The sequence below is a fragment of the Falsihalocynthiibacter sp. CO-5D18 genome, from assembly GCF_041205445.1.
GTDB classification, from domain to species: Bacteria; Pseudomonadota; Alphaproteobacteria; order Rhodobacterales; family Rhodobacteraceae; genus Falsihalocynthiibacter; species Falsihalocynthiibacter arcticus.
The window spans coordinates 211,074-228,491 of the sequence record NZ_JBGFCF010000006.1 but is presented as its reverse complement, the minus strand read 5'-3'; the positions used below and the strand labels follow the sequence as shown (position 1 = coordinate 228,491).

14 protein-coding genes are annotated in these 17,418 nt (G+C 52.5%); 7 read left to right on the top strand and 7 right to left on the bottom strand.

From position 1 onward, the window contains the following. Window positions 1-14 precede the first annotated feature (14 nt). The 4 genes from galE to cysQ form a co-directional block, all read right to left on the bottom strand. Window positions 15-998, bottom strand: coding sequence for a UDP-glucose 4-epimerase GalE (gene galE, locus AB9F27_RS10625; protein ID WP_335583882.1), 984 nt, complete (start codon window positions 996-998; stop codon window positions 15-17). Continuing rightward, window positions 995-1,903, bottom strand: a complete 909-nt coding sequence (locus AB9F27_RS10620; protein ID WP_335583883.1) for a UTP--glucose-1-phosphate uridylyltransferase — start codon at window positions 1,901-1,903, stop codon at window positions 995-997. The genes galE and AB9F27_RS10620 overlap by 4 nt, the downstream gene beginning before the upstream one ends. 166 nt (window positions 1,904-2,069) lie before the next feature. Further along, window positions 2,070-3,296, bottom strand: a complete 1,227-nt coding sequence (locus AB9F27_RS10615; protein WP_335583884.1) for a glycosyltransferase family 2 protein — start codon at window positions 3,294-3,296, stop codon at window positions 2,070-2,072. After that, a complete protein-coding gene (cysQ, locus tag AB9F27_RS10610; protein WP_335583885.1) occupies window positions 3,297-4,094 on the bottom strand; it encodes a 3'(2'),5'-bisphosphate nucleotidase CysQ in 798 nt (265 codons plus the stop codon). A 135-nt stretch (window positions 4,095-4,229) separates the two neighbouring features. Between cysQ and AB9F27_RS10605 the strand changes: the two genes are divergently transcribed. From AB9F27_RS10605 to radC, 4 genes are all read left to right on the top strand, one after another. Next, window positions 4,230-5,054, top strand: coding sequence for an ABC transporter permease (locus AB9F27_RS10605; protein ID WP_335583886.1), 825 nt, complete (start codon window positions 4,230-4,232; stop codon window positions 5,052-5,054). Between the two features lie 251 nt (window positions 5,055-5,305). Then, entirely contained in the window at window positions 5,306-7,222 is a 1,917-nt protein-coding gene (dnaK, locus tag AB9F27_RS10600; RefSeq protein WP_039002822.1) for a molecular chaperone DnaK, read from the top strand. 72 nt (window positions 7,223-7,294) lie between these two features. Beyond that, on the top strand, window positions 7,295-8,443 hold the full coding sequence (gene dnaJ / locus AB9F27_RS10595) for a molecular chaperone DnaJ (protein ID WP_335583888.1): 1,149 nt from the start codon (window positions 7,295-7,297) through the stop codon (window positions 8,441-8,443). Between the two features lie 44 nt (window positions 8,444-8,487). After that, complete coding sequence (gene radC, locus AB9F27_RS10590; RefSeq protein WP_369757709.1) at window positions 8,488-9,297, top strand: DNA repair protein RadC; 810 nt, start codon at window positions 8,488-8,490, stop codon at window positions 9,295-9,297. Here the strand turns inward: radC and AB9F27_RS10585 are convergent. The 3 genes from AB9F27_RS10585 to secA all read right to left on the bottom strand — a co-directional run bounded on the left by AB9F27_RS10585 (window position 9,269) and on the right by secA (window position 14,770). Further along, a complete protein-coding gene (locus tag AB9F27_RS10585; RefSeq protein ID WP_369755426.1) occupies window positions 9,269-10,906 on the bottom strand; it encodes a phosphate ABC transporter substrate-binding/OmpA family protein in 1,638 nt (545 codons plus the stop codon). The two genes, radC and AB9F27_RS10585, sit on opposite strands and share 29 nt — an antisense overlap. A 20-nt stretch (window positions 10,907-10,926) precedes the next feature. After that, complete coding sequence (locus AB9F27_RS10580; RefSeq protein WP_335583891.1) at window positions 10,927-11,946, bottom strand: hypothetical protein; 1,020 nt, start codon at window positions 11,944-11,946, stop codon at window positions 10,927-10,929. Window positions 11,947-12,094: 148 nt separating this feature from the next. Beyond that, complete coding sequence (secA, locus tag AB9F27_RS10575) at window positions 12,095-14,770, bottom strand: preprotein translocase subunit SecA (protein WP_335583892.1); 2,676 nt, start codon at window positions 14,768-14,770, stop codon at window positions 12,095-12,097. Window positions 14,771-14,930: 160 nt separating this feature from the next. On the opposite strand from secA, the gene AB9F27_RS10570 reads away from it, so the two are divergent. Genes AB9F27_RS10570 through AB9F27_RS10560 form a run of 3 tightly spaced genes read left to right on the top strand, consistent with a single transcriptional unit; the run spans window position 14,931 to window position 17,410 of the window. After that, window positions 14,931-15,809 carry a peptidylprolyl isomerase gene (locus tag AB9F27_RS10570; RefSeq protein ID WP_335583893.1) on the top strand — a complete coding sequence of 293 codons (879 nt, stop codon included), beginning with the start codon at window positions 14,931-14,933 and terminating at the stop codon, window positions 15,807-15,809. A gap of 3 nt (window positions 15,810-15,812) precedes the next feature. After that, complete coding sequence (gene argJ / locus AB9F27_RS10565; protein ID WP_335583894.1) at window positions 15,813-17,015, top strand: bifunctional glutamate N-acetyltransferase/amino-acid acetyltransferase ArgJ; 1,203 nt, start codon at window positions 15,813-15,815, stop codon at window positions 17,013-17,015. Next, complete coding sequence (locus tag AB9F27_RS10560; protein WP_335583895.1) at window positions 17,012-17,410, top strand: (deoxy)nucleoside triphosphate pyrophosphohydrolase; 399 nt, start codon at window positions 17,012-17,014, stop codon at window positions 17,408-17,410. The genes argJ and AB9F27_RS10560 overlap by 4 nt, the downstream gene beginning before the upstream one ends. Window positions 17,411-17,418: the final 8 nt, after the last annotated feature.

Here is a 17,418-nt window from a genome sequence, read left to right as displayed (position 1 = left end):
ATCTTGCAGGAGGATTATTTCGTGTAGTGTCCGTTTTGGTGCCAACGCCAAGCATCAGTAATCATCGCCTCCAAAGTTGACCTCGTCGGGGTCCATCCAAGTTCTTTTTCGGCTCTAACACTGCCAGAAACAAGCTTCGTGCAGTCCCCCGCCCGTCGCGGTCCCTCGAAAAAAGGGACTTCGCGATTGGTGACCATTTTTGAGTTCGAGATCACCTCCCGCACAGAAAATCCCACACCCGTTCCAAGATTGAAAACGCGATTACCCTTTTCGTCTTCCAGCCACTTAAGACCCAAAACATGCGCGTCAACAAGGTCGCAAACGTGAACGTAATCGCGAATGCAGGTGCCGTCCGGCGTATCATAATCAGTCCCAAAAACAGTCAAAGCGTCCCGCTTTCCGTCGATCGCATCGAGCATCAGCGGTACGAGGTGTGTCTCTGGCTGATGGAACTCCCCAACTTCGCCCTCGGGGTCCGCCCCTGCAACATTGAAATAGCGGAAAATGACATGGTTCAACCCGTAACTTGCCCCGAAGTTAGCAAGAATATCTTCAATTGCTCGTTTACTCGCGCCATACGCATTAATCGGGACTTGCGGGCAATTTTCATCGAGAGTTACGTCGTCTTGCTCGCCGTAGGTTGCGCAGGTGGATGAAAATACGAAATTCTTGCAGCCTGCCGCGACTGTCGCTTCGATCAATACCAAGCTGCCCGCGACATTGTTGTGCCAATATTTTCCAGGGTCAGACATGCTCTCGCCAACTTGAGAAAGCGCGGCGAAATGCATGACGGCAATGGGGTTATAGCGCGCGAAAACACTGTCTAACGCGGCCCTATCCGTCAATTCTCCGCGTTCAAATGGCCCGAATTTAACGGCGTCTTCCCACCCCGTGCACAGATTATCAAAGGTTACGGGATTATAGCCTGCGGCTTTCAATGCTTTGCACGCGTGCGAGCCAATATAGCCAGCACCGCCCGTGACCAAAACATTTGTCATCCAACCGCCCCTAACTGAGCAGCTTTGCGACGGGCCATCATCGACGTAATGTAGGCCAACAATTCATCGCGCAAATCTTCGCGGGCAAGACCGAACGCGACCGTAGCTTGCAGAAACCCTGCTTTAGAGCCGCAATCAAATCGCTCCCCCTTGAAGCGAAACCCATGGACATCTCGCCCATGGGTGATTTCTTCGGCGATCGCGTCCGTAAGTTGCACTTCACCGCCCGCACCCTGCTTCATCTTGTTCAAAGTTCGCAAAACATCTGGGGTGATAATATAACGCCCAATAACGGCAAGGTTTGACGGCTCTTCTCCTAGAGGGGGTTTTTCCACCATCCCCTTAGCCGAAACGAGCTGACCTTTGTCATCCAATATGTCCAAAATCCCATAAGACGACGTTTTCTCCGGCGGTACCTCCATAGCCGCAACCATGCATCCGCCCGTTTCTTCGTAGGCCTCGACCATCTGCTGCAAACAAGGGGTTTCGGCGGCGATAACATCGTCGGGAAGAATGACCGCAATAGGCTCGTTCGACACAAGGCGACGCGCGCACCAAACAGCATGTCCAAGCCCCATCGACTTGTGTTGACGGATGTAGGCAATCGCGCCGCTCTCCATGTTAGTGTCTTTTAGCACCTCAAGAAGTTCGTCTTTGCCCTTCTTGCGCAATTCATTTTCGAGCTGCGGAGCGTGGTCGAAATAGTCTTCCAGAGCGCCTTTGCCGCGCGACGTCACAAAAATAAACTCTTTAATCCCCGCAGCACGTGCTTCATCAATTGCATATTGGATCAGCGGACGGTCGACCAAAGTCATGATCTCCTTTGGCACCGATTTCGTCGCCGGAAGAAACCGTGTCCCCAGTCCTGCTACAGGGAAGATTGCTTTTGTAACTTTACGTTTCATATTCAACTCAGAAAATTGTTTTAAACAGTCACTCATGCCAAACGAGCTGGCCTTACTTTAACCGCTTAAAAGTAAAAAAGGAATGTACCTCTACATCATTCGGGGCGTGATAACACAGTTTTGCATCCATAGGACCCACAAATTCCCCACTCGGAATATATGTCACTCAAAAAGCGCGAAACTGATTGCTGCGCGCTACCTCGTCCCTAACCCGACTGCGAAAACCATAAATTTGGAAGTACGGCTGGTTTCGGTTCGACTTGCCGAAAATCCCTCCGTTTTGCTCCCAAAACCCGTCTTCGGTAAAGGTAATACGGTGGAAAAGGGAAGTTGGACTGAGAACCACCAATGTGACCCTATTCTTGGCCGATACAAGAATTTTTGCTTGTTTACGGAGGCGTTTTCTTTGCCAAATACGACCCGAAAGCACGTGATGGTTATACGGGGTCTGCATGAATTTTTCGAAAACCGCGCCGTTGGTCGGCAATTCCGGAAGCGAAATCAGTTTTGCATTCGAACCGGATTGATGCCCCGCCTCCAAAGACCGCATCAAGCCAAGCACATCACTTGGCTCTAGCGCGCCGCTTTGCATAAACCGAAGGAGACGCTTTCGTTGCTCAATACGCTCCACACGCCACGCCATTTGCGCATCAACTTGATCGGCATATTTGCGATGAAACAGCGCAATCGACCGGCCAATATCGAACAGAGATTTCGGCACCCGCTCGCTATTGCGACGCTTGGAAGGAAGGTACCCATGGTGGACCTGCGCAAGTGGAACGATTGCCGTGGATCGACCCGCAATAGCCAAGCGCATATTCACGTCAGTTTCATCCAGGTAGAACGCAAAAACAGGGTCAAACCCGCCCATTTTCATCAATATATCTCGCCGAAACGCACAGTTTGTACCCTCGGTTTTTACGGCCTGACACTCGGGCGGAGAAAAAACCATAGGGTTCCGACTTGGGACCCGCAGAGGGCGCGTGCGCCCAGCGGTATCAACACTGCTCGCGCGCCACTGAAACGAAATGCCGTTGCGCGCCCGAACATAGCCTCCGGCGGCGGCCACATTTGGATCCCCGAATGGTTCGGTTAGGCGCATCAGCCAACTCGGTTCGGGAACCGCATCGTCATCGATAAAGGCAACAATCTCTCCGGCGGCCATCGCGAGCCCCAAGTTGCGGGCTTGGGAAATATTGGCTTCGTCAAAAAACGCTGTCTTAATCTGCGCGCTAAACGGGAGGTCAGCCACAACATCCAGCCCAGCCACGTCCGCCACGACGATCACCTCGAAATCTGGGTGGTTAAGTTGAGAAACCCCCAAAAGACAGCGCGCGAGAGCCTTGGGGCGCTCGCGGCTGACGATAATAATGCTTGCGGCGGGTGTGCTCATTTAAGCCTTTTTCAACGTGACGCCCGGTGCATAGGCAATAAAAAACGGATTGGCGTATTCTGCTTTGCCATAGGTCAATGGGGTGTGGTCATCGAAACGAACAACATCGCCCCCTGCGCCGAGCAAAACAGCATGGCCTGCCGCTGTGTCCCACTCCATCGTGCGGCCAACGCGGGGGTAAAGGTCAGCTTCGCCTGTTGCGATCAAACAGAACTTAAGCGACGACCCCGCGCTCTTGCTGTCTTTGATGGCGTATTTGTTGATGTAATCCTCAGTCGCCTGATCACGGTGCGATTTGGAGGCAACGATCATCAAGCCAGAATTGTTAGGGTTAGAGACGGATATTGCCTTAGTTGGCCCCACTTTATCCTTGGCGAAGTCACCCGTTTCTTCCACGGATTTCCCATCAGCACCGGTATAGAATAGCCGGTTTTTCGCGGGGGCATAGACAACGCCGCGAATGGGTTTCCCGTCAACAACATAGGCAATATTTACCGTGAAATCACCACGGCGAAGGACGAATTCTTTTGTGCCATCGAGGGGGTCCACAATAATGAAAGTGTCCGCTTTCTGTGCATGGGAGTCCGCTTGCTCCTCCGTCACGAGCGTCACATCCGGAAATTCCGCGCGAATACCTGCGGAAATAATTGCGTCCGCCGCTTCGTCGGCTTCGGTCACTGGGCTGTCGTCCGATTTGGTTTTAACCTCAAAATCGTCTGAATTGTAGATTTCCATAATTTTGTCGCCCGCTTCGAGCGCCAGACGGCGAAAAACGAGGTTAAGGTGGTCAAAATCCAAGAGGTTTCTCCTAAAACAGTGTATTCTTGTGTTTCTTTATCGCCCCCTTAATATCTCATGGTAAAGGAACAGCAAGAATTCCTTGCGATAGTAGCGCAATTCATTCCTTACAGCCCTCGGCAGGACAGCTAAAATATGTTTCAGGTACAACCGCAAAAACACAAAGGCCTTCACACAGCCATTGCTATCCTCGAACTTATTTACCATTCGACCGTGCGCGAAGTTCGGAAATCACACGGAAATGCCCTTATCGGCCTCTTATTGAATATGATGCAAACCGTCGTGTTGGTTGTTGCATTCTATGTGATGTTTTCGGTTTTAGGCCTGCGAGGAAGCGCCATCCGTGGCGACTTCCTGTTGTATATCATGTCGGGAATTTTCCTTTTCATGACCCACACCAAGGCGATGGGTGCTGTTGTGGGTGCCCCTGGACCTACCTCTGCGATGATGCTTCATGCGCCGATGAACACTGTTGTCGCCATTTGCTCGTCTGCTTTGGCGGCGTTGTATATTCAAATTCTGTCGGTGAGTGTCGTCCTGTTTTTATACCACACGGCGATTACTCCAATCGCGATCAACCAACCCGCCGGTGCTTTTGCCATGTTGTTGTTGGCCTGGGCGACTGGTGTGTCAATTGGAATGGTGTTTCTCGCCGCAAAACCGTGGGCTCCAGGCTTTATCGGACTTGCAGCCACGATCTATGCTCGGGCGAACATGATCGCCTCCGGTAAAATGTTCCTCGCCAAAACGCTCCCTGGATGGATGCTGTCCCTCTTCGACTGGAACCCCCTCTTTCACGTTATCGATCAATGCCGCGGCTTTGTGTTTATCAATTACATCGCGACGGTGAGTTCCATCAGTTACCCGGTCAAAGTCACCATAGCCCTCACGATGATTGGGTTGATGGGAGAGTTCTATACGCGCAAACATGCGTCGATCAGTTGGAGCGCTGGTAGATAGTCATACCTCCGCCACCACCTTTCGCTAAAAATTTAGCGAATTTTCTGTTGAAAGGGGTGACATGACTCGTTTTTTTCCGGAAAAAACTCGCTGCTTTTGGGTTCAACGGCTTGCAGGCCTAAGGACCCAGCCCTATATACCCAAAGAAGCTTGATCAGGGGCAACTCTGGTTACCAATTGAATCGGAGCCGAGATGCCTAGCATGGGTCCGCGTTCCGCAACATCGCCTAACTCAAAAGGGGTACTACAATATGGCTAAAGTCATCGGCATTGACCTTGGAACTACAAACTCTTGCGTCGCCATCATGGATGGATCGCAACCACGTGTAATTGAAAACGCAGAAGGTGCACGCACAACGCCTTCGATCGTTGCGTTTTCCGACGATGAACGTCTGGTGGGCCAGCCCGCAAAAAGACAAGCCGTCACAAACCCAGAAAACACAATTTTTGGTGTGAAGCGCCTTGTTGGCCGTCGCGCTGACGACAAGCATTTGGCCAAAGACAAAGCGAACCTGCCCTTCGACGTGATCGACGGTGGCAATGGTGACGCTTGGGTCAAAGTTAAGGGTGACAAATACTCACCTAGCCAAATCTCCGCTTTCATCCTTCAAAAAATGAAAGAAACCGCCGAGAGCTATCTTGGTGAAGAAGTGACACAGGCGGTTATCACCGTTCCCGCGTACTTCAACGATGCACAGCGCCAAGCCACAAAAGACGCTGGTAAAATTGCTGGTCTTGAAGTGCTTCGGATCATCAACGAGCCAACCGCTGCGGCGCTGGCCTATGGTCTGGACAAAAAAGAAACACAAACCATCGCGGTCTATGACCTTGGTGGCGGTACATTCGACGTTACCATCCTAGAAATTGACGATGGCCTCTTTGAAGTAAAATCCACAAATGGTGATACTTTCCTTGGTGGGGAAGACTTCGACATGCGTATCGTGACTTACCTCGCAGGCGAATTCAAAAAAGAGAACGGCGTTGACCTGACCAAAGACAAGATGGCGTTGCAACGTCTCAAAGAAGCTGCCGAGAAAGCAAAAATCGAGCTTTCTTCCGCGAGCCAAACTGAGATCAACCAGCCGTTCATCTCGATGGACCCAAAATCTGGTCAACCTCTTCACCTCGTGCTCAAACTGACACGCGCAAAATTGGAAAGCCTTGTAGGCGATTTGATCAAAGCTTCGTTGAAGCCTTGTAAAGATGCTCTCAAAGACGCTGGCCTCTCGACTGGTGACATCGACGAGATCGTTCTCGTTGGCGGTATGACTCGTATGCCAAAAGTCATCGAAGAAGTGTCCAAGTTCTTTGGCAAAGAGCCAAACAAAGGTGTGAACCCAGACGAAGTTGTGGCCATGGGCGCTGCAATTCAAGCGGGTGTTCTTCAGGGCGACGTCAAAGACGTTGTACTCTTGGACGTGACGCCTCTGTCGCTTGGTATCGAAACACTTGGTGGCGTGTTCACACGCTTGATCGATCGCAACACAACGATCCCAACCAAGAAATCGCAAATCTTCTCGACTGCCGAAGACAACCAAAACGCTGTGACGTTGCGGGTGTTCCAAGGCGAGCGCGAATTGGCAGCGGACAACAAAATCCTCGGTCAATTCAACCTAGAGAACATTCCACCAGCACCGCGTGGCCTGCCCCAGATCGAAGTGACCTTCGACATCGATGCCAACGGTATCGTTGAAGTGGGCGCCAAGGACAAAGGCACTGGCAAAGAGCACAAAATCACCATCCAAGCTTCGGGTGGCCTCTCAGACGAGGATATCGAAGCAATGGTGAAAGACGCTGAAGAAAACGCGGATTCTGACAAAGAGCGCAAAGAGCTTATCGAAGCACGGAACCAAGCCGAAAGCTTGATCCACAGCACCGAAAAGGCCATGGAAGAGCACAAAGATAAAGTCGATCCAACAACGATCGAAGCTATCGAACTCTCCATTGCAGCGTTGCAAGATGATCTTGAGACTGACAATGCTGAGAAAATCAAATCTGGGGTTCAGAACGTAACTGAAGCTTCGATGAAACTGGGCGAGGCAATCTATAAGTCTAGCCAAGAAGAAGCCCAAGAAGAGCCTTCTGGGGTCGACGAAGCTGGTAGCAAAGGTGATGACGACATCATGGATGCTGATTTCGAAGACTTGGACGACGATAAACGCTCCTAATAAGGCGCTCGCCTTTAAAACCGGCCCGAAACAAGTCGGGCCGGTTTTTGCGTTCCCAAAGGGGATAATAACATGTCAAAACGTGACTTTTACGAAACTCTTGGCGTCGCCAAAGGTGCTTCAGCGGACGAAATCAAAAAAGGATTTCGTACGAAAGCCAAAGAGCTACATCCAGATAGCAATCCCGACAATCCCAATGCTGAGTCCGAATTCAAAGAAGCGAATGCAGCTTACGAGGTCCTGAAAGACGCCGAAAAGAAAGCCGCCTATGACCGTTATGGCCATGCAGCTTTTGAAGGCGGAATGGGCGGCGCGCGTCAGGGACATCCTGGACAGGGCAATGGCGATTTTGCCTCTGCTTTCTCCGATGTGTTCGACGACCTTTTTGGCGATTTTATGGGCGGACGTGGCGGCGGTGGCCCGCGCACCCGTGCCCAACGCGGGTCCGATTTACGCTATAGCATGCGCGTTAACCTAGAAGATGCCTACACAGGTTTGCAGAAAACGATCACGGTTCCTACATCTGTGGGCTGTGAAAAATGTTCTGGAACGGGCTCGGAAAGCGGCGTTGAGCCAGTTGCGTGCCCGACCTGCTCTGGCATGGGTAAAGTCCGCGCCCAACAAGGGTTTTTCACCGTCGAACGCACCTGCCCAACGTGCTCGGGTACCGGTCAATTGATCAAAAACCCCTGCACGGAATGTAGTGGGGCTGGACGGACAGAAAAGAACCGTTCCTTGTCTGTGAATATCCCAGCAGGCGTCGAAACTGGTAATCGCATCCGCCTTTCTGGCGAAGGTGAAGCCGGTTTGCGCGGCGGGCCAGATGGCGACCTCTATATCTTTATCGAAGTTGAAAATCATACGATTTTTGAACGCGATGGGGTAAACCTTCAGTGTCGCATTCCGGTAAGTATGGTTTCTGCGTCGCTTGGTGGTGACATTGAGGTACCAACAATTGACGGCGGACGCAGTCGGGTTAAGATCCCGTCGGGAAGCCAATCTGGTCGCCAAATGCGTCTTCGCGGCAAGGGTATGCCCGCACTTCGCGGTGGGCCAACCGGCGATATGTTTATCGAGTTGGCCGTTGAAACGCCGGTAAACCTCACAAGTCGCCAAAAAGAACTCCTTCGGGAATTCGGTGGCATTGAGGCCGATAATAGCCCCGAAGAGAGTAGCTTTTTCTCCAAAGTGAAAACCTTCTGGGACGGTATGAAGAGTTAACTCAAATTAACTAAATTTTTAGAGAATCGTTTCAAGTTAGACCTATGAACTTGAAACGATTCTTTTCCGAAAGACCCCTGCCCATGTTCGATATGGATGTGGATGAGGTGCGCCAGCCGAGGAACTCGCAAGCGCAGGGTAGAAAGCCCAGTCATCGGCAAGAAAACTCTCAAGAAAAACAGCCAAGCTATATTCGCGACCATCGGAAACGCTTGCGGGAACGGTTCCTCCTTGGCGGGGCCACTGCCCTCCCCGATTACGAAATGCTCGAACTTGTCCTGTTCCGCGCCATTCCCCGACAAGATGTAAAGCCGCTTGCCCGTCTTCTGCTCGAGACGTTTGGCGACTTTAATCGTGTGATTTCAGCACCAAGAGAGCGGCTTTTACCAATCCGAGGCGTTGGAGAGTCCGTCATTTGTGAGCTTAAAATCATTGAAGCTGCCGCACAGCGCCTCGCGCGCAGCCGTATCATGCAGCAACATGTGATATCGGGATGGGACGCCATTGTGGACTATTGCCACACGACAATGGCCCACCGCGAGACCGAGCAATTCCGCATTTTGTTTCTTGATCGCAAGAACGTTCTGATTGCTGACGAGGAGCAGGCGCGCGGAACCGTGGATCATGTGCCAGTTTACCCACGCGAAGTCGTAAAGCGAGCGCTTGAACTCAACGCCTCGGCGATCATTCTGGTTCACAACCACCCGTCGGGTGATCCCACCCCATCACAAGCGGACATCACAGTCACAGCGCAAATCAATGACGCGGCGCTGGCTTTGGGGCTCACATTGCACGACCACCTTATCGTGGGAAAATCCCGTGAACTCAGTTTTCGGGCTGAGGGCTATCTGTAGCAGCAGAATTTTCGGATGCTTCCAAGGGAGGTTCAGGTTGCTCTGGCGGGCGGAGGGGCCCAAGCCAAGTCTCAACACGCCGGTTGACCCTGCTGCCCCATTCCGTTTCATCACAGGCCATGGGCATCGCCTCGCCAAACCCTTTGGACGTGACGCCCATGCGATTGGGATCAAACAAAGTCGCTTCCCGCAGCACTGCCGTCTCCACGACCTGTGCACGGCGAAGCGCGATTTTCCGGTTTGCCGCCGCTCCTCCGTCACCATCGCTAAATCCAACAAATGTCACGGAACGGTCGCCAAAGATGCCCGCCTCAAGGACCTCGGCCAAGCGTTCAACATTCGCACGTGACTGTGCATCCAGACGCGAGGAGCCCGGCTCAAACCGAAAGGTTGTTGTCACCCGCTGTCCGTCTCGCAACTCAGCAACCATTTCTTGGAGATCGGAAAGCGAGGTTTCATTGCCTGCCTGCAGGATTGCATTCGCAAGTCGCTCCCCCTGTGAATTCATCGGTATCTCCAACGGGGTTTGGTTCACAAAACCATCATCGGCCACAATTTGGGCGGCTTCTGGTGTAGACAAAAATGCAAAAAACTCGCGGATGACTTTCGGGAAGCGACGATTGGGGACATAAAGGAATAACGGGGCTGTAAGGGGATAGTCTTCCGTTTTTACAGCTTCATGTGTCGCCTGAAACGGAAACCCGCAGCCTCCCAAAAGCGACATAGGTACGCTATTTCCCAAACTTGAAAGGCCGGTCAAACCCAGCGCAAAGGGGCTGCGAGAAACGGCGTCGCTCAGTGCTTCGTCGCGGGTGTGGCGCTGTGCGGACGGTGCGAATTGCTGATCTAGCGTCAACATCTCGCTGGAGATTTTTTGGAGCAAACCTGCGCCAGCGTCCCTTAGATGAAGCTCAATGGGAACGTCGATTCCCCCCAATTCTTGCCAATTTGAAATCTCTCCTGACAAAACTTTGGAAAGTTGACCAAGAGAAATGGCGGCAACTGGATTATTTTTTGCGATGATCGGAATGACGCCATCAAGCCCGAGAATTCTTGCATTTTTCGCAAGATTGAGATTCCCGAGGCCCGTTTCAATGGCCTTTGATTGCTCGGCGGCGGTAGCCTCCCGAAGGGAAACCGCAAGATCGGCGTCCTCTGCGAGGAATTGCTCCATCCCGTAATCGGAAGTTCCTAGATCAAACTGAATACGAGCGACCGCCGTTCCGCCATCTTTTTGGGCCAGAACAATCGTGAAATCGGTGTCCGAGGTAACTTCACGCGCCGCATCATACCCGTGCTTTTGCGCAAACCGTTCAAAAAGAGACGGGAGCAGTATTCCAGCCACTCCCTGCGCTCCTGCGATGGAAAGTTCCGCAACATACCCTTCGAGGTTCGGACAGGCGGGCCCCGAACAGTAAACGCCCGATCCATCGAGGGTCAGGACACCATATTCAGTGTCGACGCGATAGAATTCACCGTCATAACTGACCAGAGCCCCAGATAAAGTAACGCCGCCATCAAGAGATGACAAAGTCACATCTTGGGAGTGCGCCAACAGGGGCGTAAATACGAAAAGTGCGGCGCAAACCGCCGCACGAAGGATGTTCATACGCATGCCCGAAATAAAATTTAGTTCAGAGCGATTTTTAGGTCCCGAAGCAGATTATTCAACACCAAAAAGTCGCCAATGGCGTCACAATCCGGCATTGTCAGCCCTAAATCAACCACTTCTACACCCGTTGTCGATTTTGGTTGCATTACTTTGGCCAAAATCTCGCGGCCACAGTTAAAGGAAGTGATTTCCGCTTCGACAGAAAGACGGACAGCACCGTCACGGCGAATAGCCCCAGACGGGAAACTATATACTTCTGCGTGCATTGAATCGGGACTATCCCCTTCGCCAATTTGCGTCATGAAACCACCAAGCGCTCCGGTAGCATAAGCAACTTTTCGAGAAGAATTCTTCCAAACATGTCCTGCTTGGCCATAGTCGGCGCCAAACTCCAGCGCATGTATTTCTAAGCCCGTGCGGCCCTTCCACTGTAATGCAACCCGCTCAAAATCGTCAAAATCACTCACGTGCAAGGTCGTTACCGCACTTTGACCACCCGCGAACGTGACAGAAATAGTGGGGTCTTTTGACATCGCTGGATGTGAAAGCTCGGCCAAACCGACCGTAGTGGTTACCCCCGTTACCGCAAGTTCCCCTTGGCGAAGCACAAACGTTTCGCTTGGCGCACAGCTCGCCGAAAGCTTCACTGTGATCATTGCCGCCGGGCCCGCTAGAGCTTCGAGCTTGGTGGAGCAAGGCACGCCATAGGCGCTGTATGTCGGCGCTTTTTTAACTGGGTTGGGGCCGAGGGTATCGAGCATCCGTGCCGATACATTCGACGTATAACTTTTCAATAGAAGATGCGCCATGGTCGCCTCGGGAGCAAAAGGCAACCCGTGAGGGTCGTTTGCAGGGGCAGACGTGTGTTGGACCGTTTTTGGATCCACCAACGAAACACCAGCGCCTGTGCTCACTTGATCGGAGTCGGAGGGTGCAAAAATCGCATTGTTGCCCTCACTGTTCTGAAGCGCATAGCCAATGGAAAACGCTGCGGCAAAGCTCGCAAGCACGTAAACGAAATTTCCCTTCAAACGCATGGCTTCCTCCAATCGATTTACTCGACTCCTATCATTCAACCCAAAATGAGGCCGAATTTGGGCGCACTTTGGGCCATTCTCAGATTGCGACAGGGATTGAGAGCCATGACTGGAGATTGCGCCGCCCAAGACTTGAGCGACGCGCTTCTTAGATTTTACCGTGGCAATGTTTGAATTTCTCACCAGAACCACAAGGACAGAGATCATTGCGCGCGGGGTCGCCCCACGTTTCTGGATTGTTTTCGTCAAACCCCTCAGTGGTCGCTTTCGGCAATGCGGCCTGTTGCGCTGCCACAGCCGCTTGCTGCTGGGCTTTGTATTGCTCCAGTTGTGCGCGCTGCATGGTCTCGATTTCTTCGCGCGAGGGCAATCGTGCGAGTTGCTCACTGACTTCTTCGCGCAAGGTGTCGAGCAAAATCTCGAACAGTTGGAAGCTTTCAGTTTTGTACTCGTTCAATGGATCCCGTTGCGCATACCCACGAAACCCAACGACCGAACGAAGGTGTTCCAAAGTCAGGAGATGTTCGCGCCACTTCCCGTCGATTGTCCGCAGCAAAATCTGCTTTTCGATCCCGCGCATTTCTTCTGGGCCAAAATCCGCAGCCTTGGCGGCCATAAATTTGTCGGCAGCATCACACAAACGTTCCCGCACATCGGAATCATCTACACCTTCTTCGCGGGCCCATTCGATCACCGGAGCATCCACCCCGATTTTCTTAAGGATCTCAGCATAGAGGCCCTCTGTATCCCACTGTTCGGCATAGGATTTCGCTGGCATGTGAATGTCGACCAGATCATCAATGACCTGATGGCGCATGTCCTGCACGATTTCAGAGAGGTCTTGAGATTCCATAATTTCACGGCGCTGAAAGAAGATCGCTTTGCGCTGGTCGTTCATCACGTCGTCAAATTTCAGAAGTTGTTTCCGTTGGTCAAAGTTACGGCCTTCGACTTTGGCTTGTGCTTTTTCGAGGGATTTATTGACCCAGGGGTGCACAATGGCTTCGCCCTCTTTCATCCCGAGGCTCGACAAAACTTTGTCCAAACGTTCTGAACCAAAAATCCGCATCAAATCATCTTCGAGAGATAAGAAGAACGACGAGCGGCCTGGATCGCCTTGGCGACCTGAACGGCCACGCAACTGGTTATCAATCCGGCGACTTTCGTGGCGTTCAGTTGCCAACACAAACAGACCACCAGCCTCTTTGACTTTTTCTTTCTCTGCTGCAATCTCGGCTAGAAGCGCCTCTTTATCTGTGTTTGAGTCGGCGTCAAGCGCCTGCTCCAGCCGTAGGTCGGCGTTGCCGCCAAGCTGAATATCGGTACCACGCCCCGCCATATTCGTCGCAATCGTCACCGCGCCAAAACGGCCTGCATCGGCAACAATCTGCGCCTCTTTTTCGTGCTGGCGTGCATTCAAAACGTTGTGTGTAACGCCCGCTTCTTTGAGTAGACCCGAGAGGAATTCCGACTTCTCGATCGAAGTTGTCCCCACAAGGATCGGCTGACCCTTTGCGTGCGCTTCTTCAATAGCGATGACAACGCCTGCGAATTTCTCTTTTGCGGTCCGGAACACTTGGTCATGCTCGTCAATCCGAACAATCGGGCGGTTTGTTGGCACTTCAACAACGCCGAGATTATAAATTTCGGCGAACTCAGCCGCCTCAGTAAGCGCGGTTCCCGTCATGCCGGCGAGTTTGCCATACAAGCGGAAATAATTCTGGAACGTCACCGAAGCATGGGTGACGTTTTCGGGCTTGATATCGACGCCCTCTTTGGCCTCAATCGCTTGATGCAAGCCGTCAGACAAACGACGCCCCGCCATCATCCGACCGGTAAACTCGTCGATCAACATCACTTCGCCATCGCGCATGATATAGTCTTTATCGCGGGTAAAAAGCTTGTGAGCTTTGAGGCCTTGGTTGACGTGGTGCACCACGGTCGTGCTTTCCGGATCATAGAGCGATTGCTCGGCGGGCAAGATACCGTGCTCATGCAACAAGGCTTCGAGGAAATCGTTACCGTCTTCAGAGAAAGTAACGTTTTTGGTTTTCTCGTCGTGCGTGAAATGCTCTTCGGTCAAGCTTGGGATCAGCTTGTCGATGGAAATGTACAACTCGCTGCGATCTTGGGCAGGTCCGGAAATAATCAACGGTGTCCGTGCTTCGTCGATCAAAATGGAGTCGACCTCATCCACAATCGCATAATGGTGGCCGCGCTGTGCCAATTGGCCCAATTCGGACCGCATGTTGTCGCGAAGATAGTCAAACGCCAGTTCATTGTTCGTGGCATAGGTAATGTCGCATTTATACGCGGCTTTTTTCTCTTCATCCTGCTGCTGTGGATAGACCACACCCGTTGTCATACCCAAAGCACTGTAAACTTGGCTCATCCACTCGGCGTCGCGTTTGGCGAGGTAGTCATTCACCGTCACAATGTGAACACCCTCCCGCGTCAAGGCGTTCAAGTAGGCCGCGAAGGTCGCCATGAGGGTTTTCCCCTCGCCCGTTTTCATCTCAGCGATATTGCCGCGATGTAGAAAAATACCGGCCATCAACTGGGTATCAAAAGCCCGCAAACCCAACGCGCGTCGCGCGGCTTCCCGCACATTGGCAAAGGCTTCGGGGAGAAGGTCATCGAGCTTTTCGCCCTTTTGAGCGCGCTCGGACAGTTCCAGTGTTTTCTCTTTGATGCCTTCGTCGGTCAGGGCTTCAAATTCAGGCTCAAGATCATTGATCTTTTGCACAAGCGGGCGGGTCGATTTGACCAGACGATCATTCGGTGAACCAAAGACTTTTTTGGTGATTTTTCCGATACCCAGCATAAATTCTCCGCTTGAACACTTCTATTGGTTGGTTCGTTTGAACCTTGCCTTGATCCGCCTTAAAAGCGGGCTTATCAAGGGCCAAATGACTGGCACGAAACGACAAGGCACTTTGGCGATGTAAGGGTCCAACCGGACACTGTCAATGTTAGGGGGCCTAATGGACAAATCTAAGGGTGAATTGATGTTAAAACACACTAAAATCGGTATCTTTGCAGTACTTCTGGCGACCACGAGCGTCGCAGTTGCCCAAGACACACCTCCAAAACCCGAATGGGGAACGGTTGTGGCCACAGTGAATGGCATGGATATTACAATCGGCCATATGATTATCGCCCGTGAAACGCTGCCACAGCAATACCTCACCCTTGAAGACGGCGTTCTTTTTGAGGGGATCTTGGAAAACTTGATCCAACAAAACATCCTCGCACAATCCGTTAAAGGCAATGTTTCCCTTCGCGACCAAACTGCGATGGACAATCAAACACGGTCCTATATGGCGGGATCCGCTGTTGACGCCGTTCTTGCAACGGCCGTCACGCAAGAAAAACTTGAGGCGCTTTTCAACGAGACATATATCGGCGGCGAACCCGAGATGGAGTTTAATGCGGCCCATATTCTTTTGGAGAAGAAAGAGGAAGCTGATCTCGTTGTCCAACTGCTTGACGCCGGAAGTGATTTTGCCGAACTCGCACGCGAGAAATCAACGGGACCATCTGGCCCGAATGGCGGCAACCTTGGATGGTTCTCGAAAGGGGCGATGGTTCCAGCATTTGAAGAAGCGGTAATTGCGCTTGAAGACGGCACTTATTCCGCACCCGTTGAGAGCGAATTCGGCTGGCACGTCATTCATCGCATCGAAAGCCGCGTACAAGACGCCCCAACTTTTGAGGACGTTCGCGAAGAACTTGAAGCCGAGTTGCAACAACGCGCCCTTGCAGAAGCCGTCGAAGCCCTCGAAGGTAACGCCGAAATTACACGCACCGAAGTGGTCATTGACCCAACTGTTCTCCAAGACCCAGAAATCGTCGGAAAGTAACCTATGACACTCTCTCCACTCGCGCCCAAGGGCGGTTTTCCAGATCTTCCGGTTATTGAAGGTGTAACCTTTGCCGCCATTGCCGCGGGTGTACGATATCAAGGCCGCGACGATGTGATGCTTGCTCACCTCTGCGCGGGCACGGCGGTTGCGGGCGTGTTCACACGTTCCGCAACCCGCTCCGCACCTGTTCTTGATTGCGAGGCCAAGCTCGGCGCAGACAGCGGCGAAGAGGCGGCGTTTGTCGTGAACTCTGGCAACTCCAATGCCTTCACAGGCGGTCGCGGTATTGCCACTGTGGATGCCGTTACCGCATCTGTTTCACAGATTTGCAACGTGCCTCAGAACCGTGTTTTCATGTCCTCTACAGGCGTGATCGGCGAACCATTGGATCCAGCTCGTATCACCAACAAACTCGCTGAACTCAAGGCAGGCCTATCCCCAAACGAAGCCAGTCGCGCGGCGCGTGCCATCATGACGACTGACACCTTTCCCAAGGGCGCCTTTGCCACCGTCGACGGCATCACCATCAGCGGATTTGCCAAAGGGTCTGGCATGATCGCGCCCGATATGGCGACAATGTTGGTCTATATTTTCACCGACGCCAAAATCGCCCAACCACGACTTCAGAAAATCCTCAGCCGCCTGACGGACAAAACCTTCAACTGTATCACGGTCGACAGCGACACCTCCACAAGTGACACATTGCTTTTGGCGGCGACGGGCAAAGGCCCCGAAGTTACCGACGAAGCTGCCTTTGAAGCGGCCCTCCACGGTGTGATGCTCGATTTGGCGCATCAAGTTGTGCGCGATGGTGAGGGTGCTACGAAATTCGTCGAAGTTGCGGTAACGGGTGCCATGAGCGATTCCGACGCCCATCTCGTGGCCATGGCGATCGCAAACTCCCCATTGGTGAAAACCGCGATTGCAGGCGAAGATCCCAATTGGGGTCGTGTTGTTATGGCTGTCGGGAAATCTGGCGCCGCTGCAGATCGTGATCTGTTGTCGATCTCGTTTGGCGATATATTGGTTGCGGAAAAGGGCTGGGTTTCCCCGAGCTACACCGAGGAAGAAGGTGCGACCTATATGAAGGGCGATTCCCTCGTCCTCGCGGTTGATATGGGCATCGGATCGGGTGTGGCCACCGTTTGGACCTGTGACCTCACCCACCGCTATATCGAAATCAACGCGGATTATCGGTCTTGAGTGTGCTTCTCGTCTCGGCGGTCGCCTTGATTGACCGAGACAGTCGGGTCCTTCTGGCACAACGCCCCGAAGGGAAATCCATGGCGGGGCTGTGGGAATTCCCAGGCGGAAAAGTCGAAGCAGGCGAAACGCCTGAGGTGGCTCTCATTCGGGAACTGTCTGAGGAGCTTGGGATTGAAACTTGGCAAAGCTGCCTTGCCCCCCTTACCTTTGCCAGCCACGCCTATGAAAAATTCCACCTTTTGATGCCGCTTTTCGCGTGCCGCAAATGGCAGGGAACGCCGCGCCCTCAAGAAGGGCAAACGCTCAAATGGGTTAAGGCAGCGGACTTAAGAAGCTACCCGATGCCACCTGCGGACATTCCGTTGATCCCTATATTGCGCGACTGGCTTTAGCGCCTTTC

Excerpts from the sequence above, each read along its gene's own strand:
- secA (WP_335583892.1), bottom strand. The coding sequence starts at position 14,770 with ATGCTGGGTATCGGAAAAATCACCAAAAAAGTCTTTGGTTCACCGAAT.
- AB9F27_RS10585 (WP_369755426.1), bottom strand. The coding sequence starts at position 10,906 with ATGAACATCCTTCGTGCGGCGGTTTGCGCCGCACTTTTCGTATTTACG.
- argJ (WP_335583894.1), top strand. The coding sequence starts at position 15,813 with ATGACACTCTCTCCACTCGCGCCCAAGGGCGGTTTTCCAGATCTTCCG.
- dnaJ (WP_335583888.1), top strand. The coding sequence starts at position 7,295 with ATGTCAAAACGTGACTTTTACGAAACTCTTGGCGTCGCCAAAGGTGCT.
- AB9F27_RS10570 (WP_335583893.1), top strand. The coding sequence starts at position 14,931 with ATGGACAAATCTAAGGGTGAATTGATGTTAAAACACACTAAAATCGGT.
- AB9F27_RS10580 (WP_335583891.1), bottom strand. The coding sequence starts at position 11,946 with ATGCGTTTGAAGGGAAATTTCGTTTACGTGCTTGCGAGCTTTGCCGCA.
- AB9F27_RS10615 (WP_335583884.1), bottom strand. The coding sequence starts at position 3,296 with ATGAGCACACCCGCCGCAAGCATTATTATCGTCAGCCGCGAGCGCCCC.
- AB9F27_RS10605 (WP_335583886.1), top strand. The coding sequence starts at position 4,230 with ATGTTTCAGGTACAACCGCAAAAACACAAAGGCCTTCACACAGCCATT.
- galE (WP_335583882.1), bottom strand. The coding sequence starts at position 998 with ATGACAAATGTTTTGGTCACGGGCGGTGCTGGCTATATTGGCTCGCAC.
- radC (WP_369757709.1), top strand. The coding sequence starts at position 8,488 with ATGAACTTGAAACGATTCTTTTCCGAAAGACCCCTGCCCATGTTCGAT.
- AB9F27_RS10620 (WP_335583883.1), bottom strand. The coding sequence starts at position 1,903 with ATGAAACGTAAAGTTACAAAAGCAATCTTCCCTGTAGCAGGACTGGGG.
- dnaK (WP_039002822.1), top strand. The coding sequence starts at position 5,306 with ATGGCTAAAGTCATCGGCATTGACCTTGGAACTACAAACTCTTGCGTC.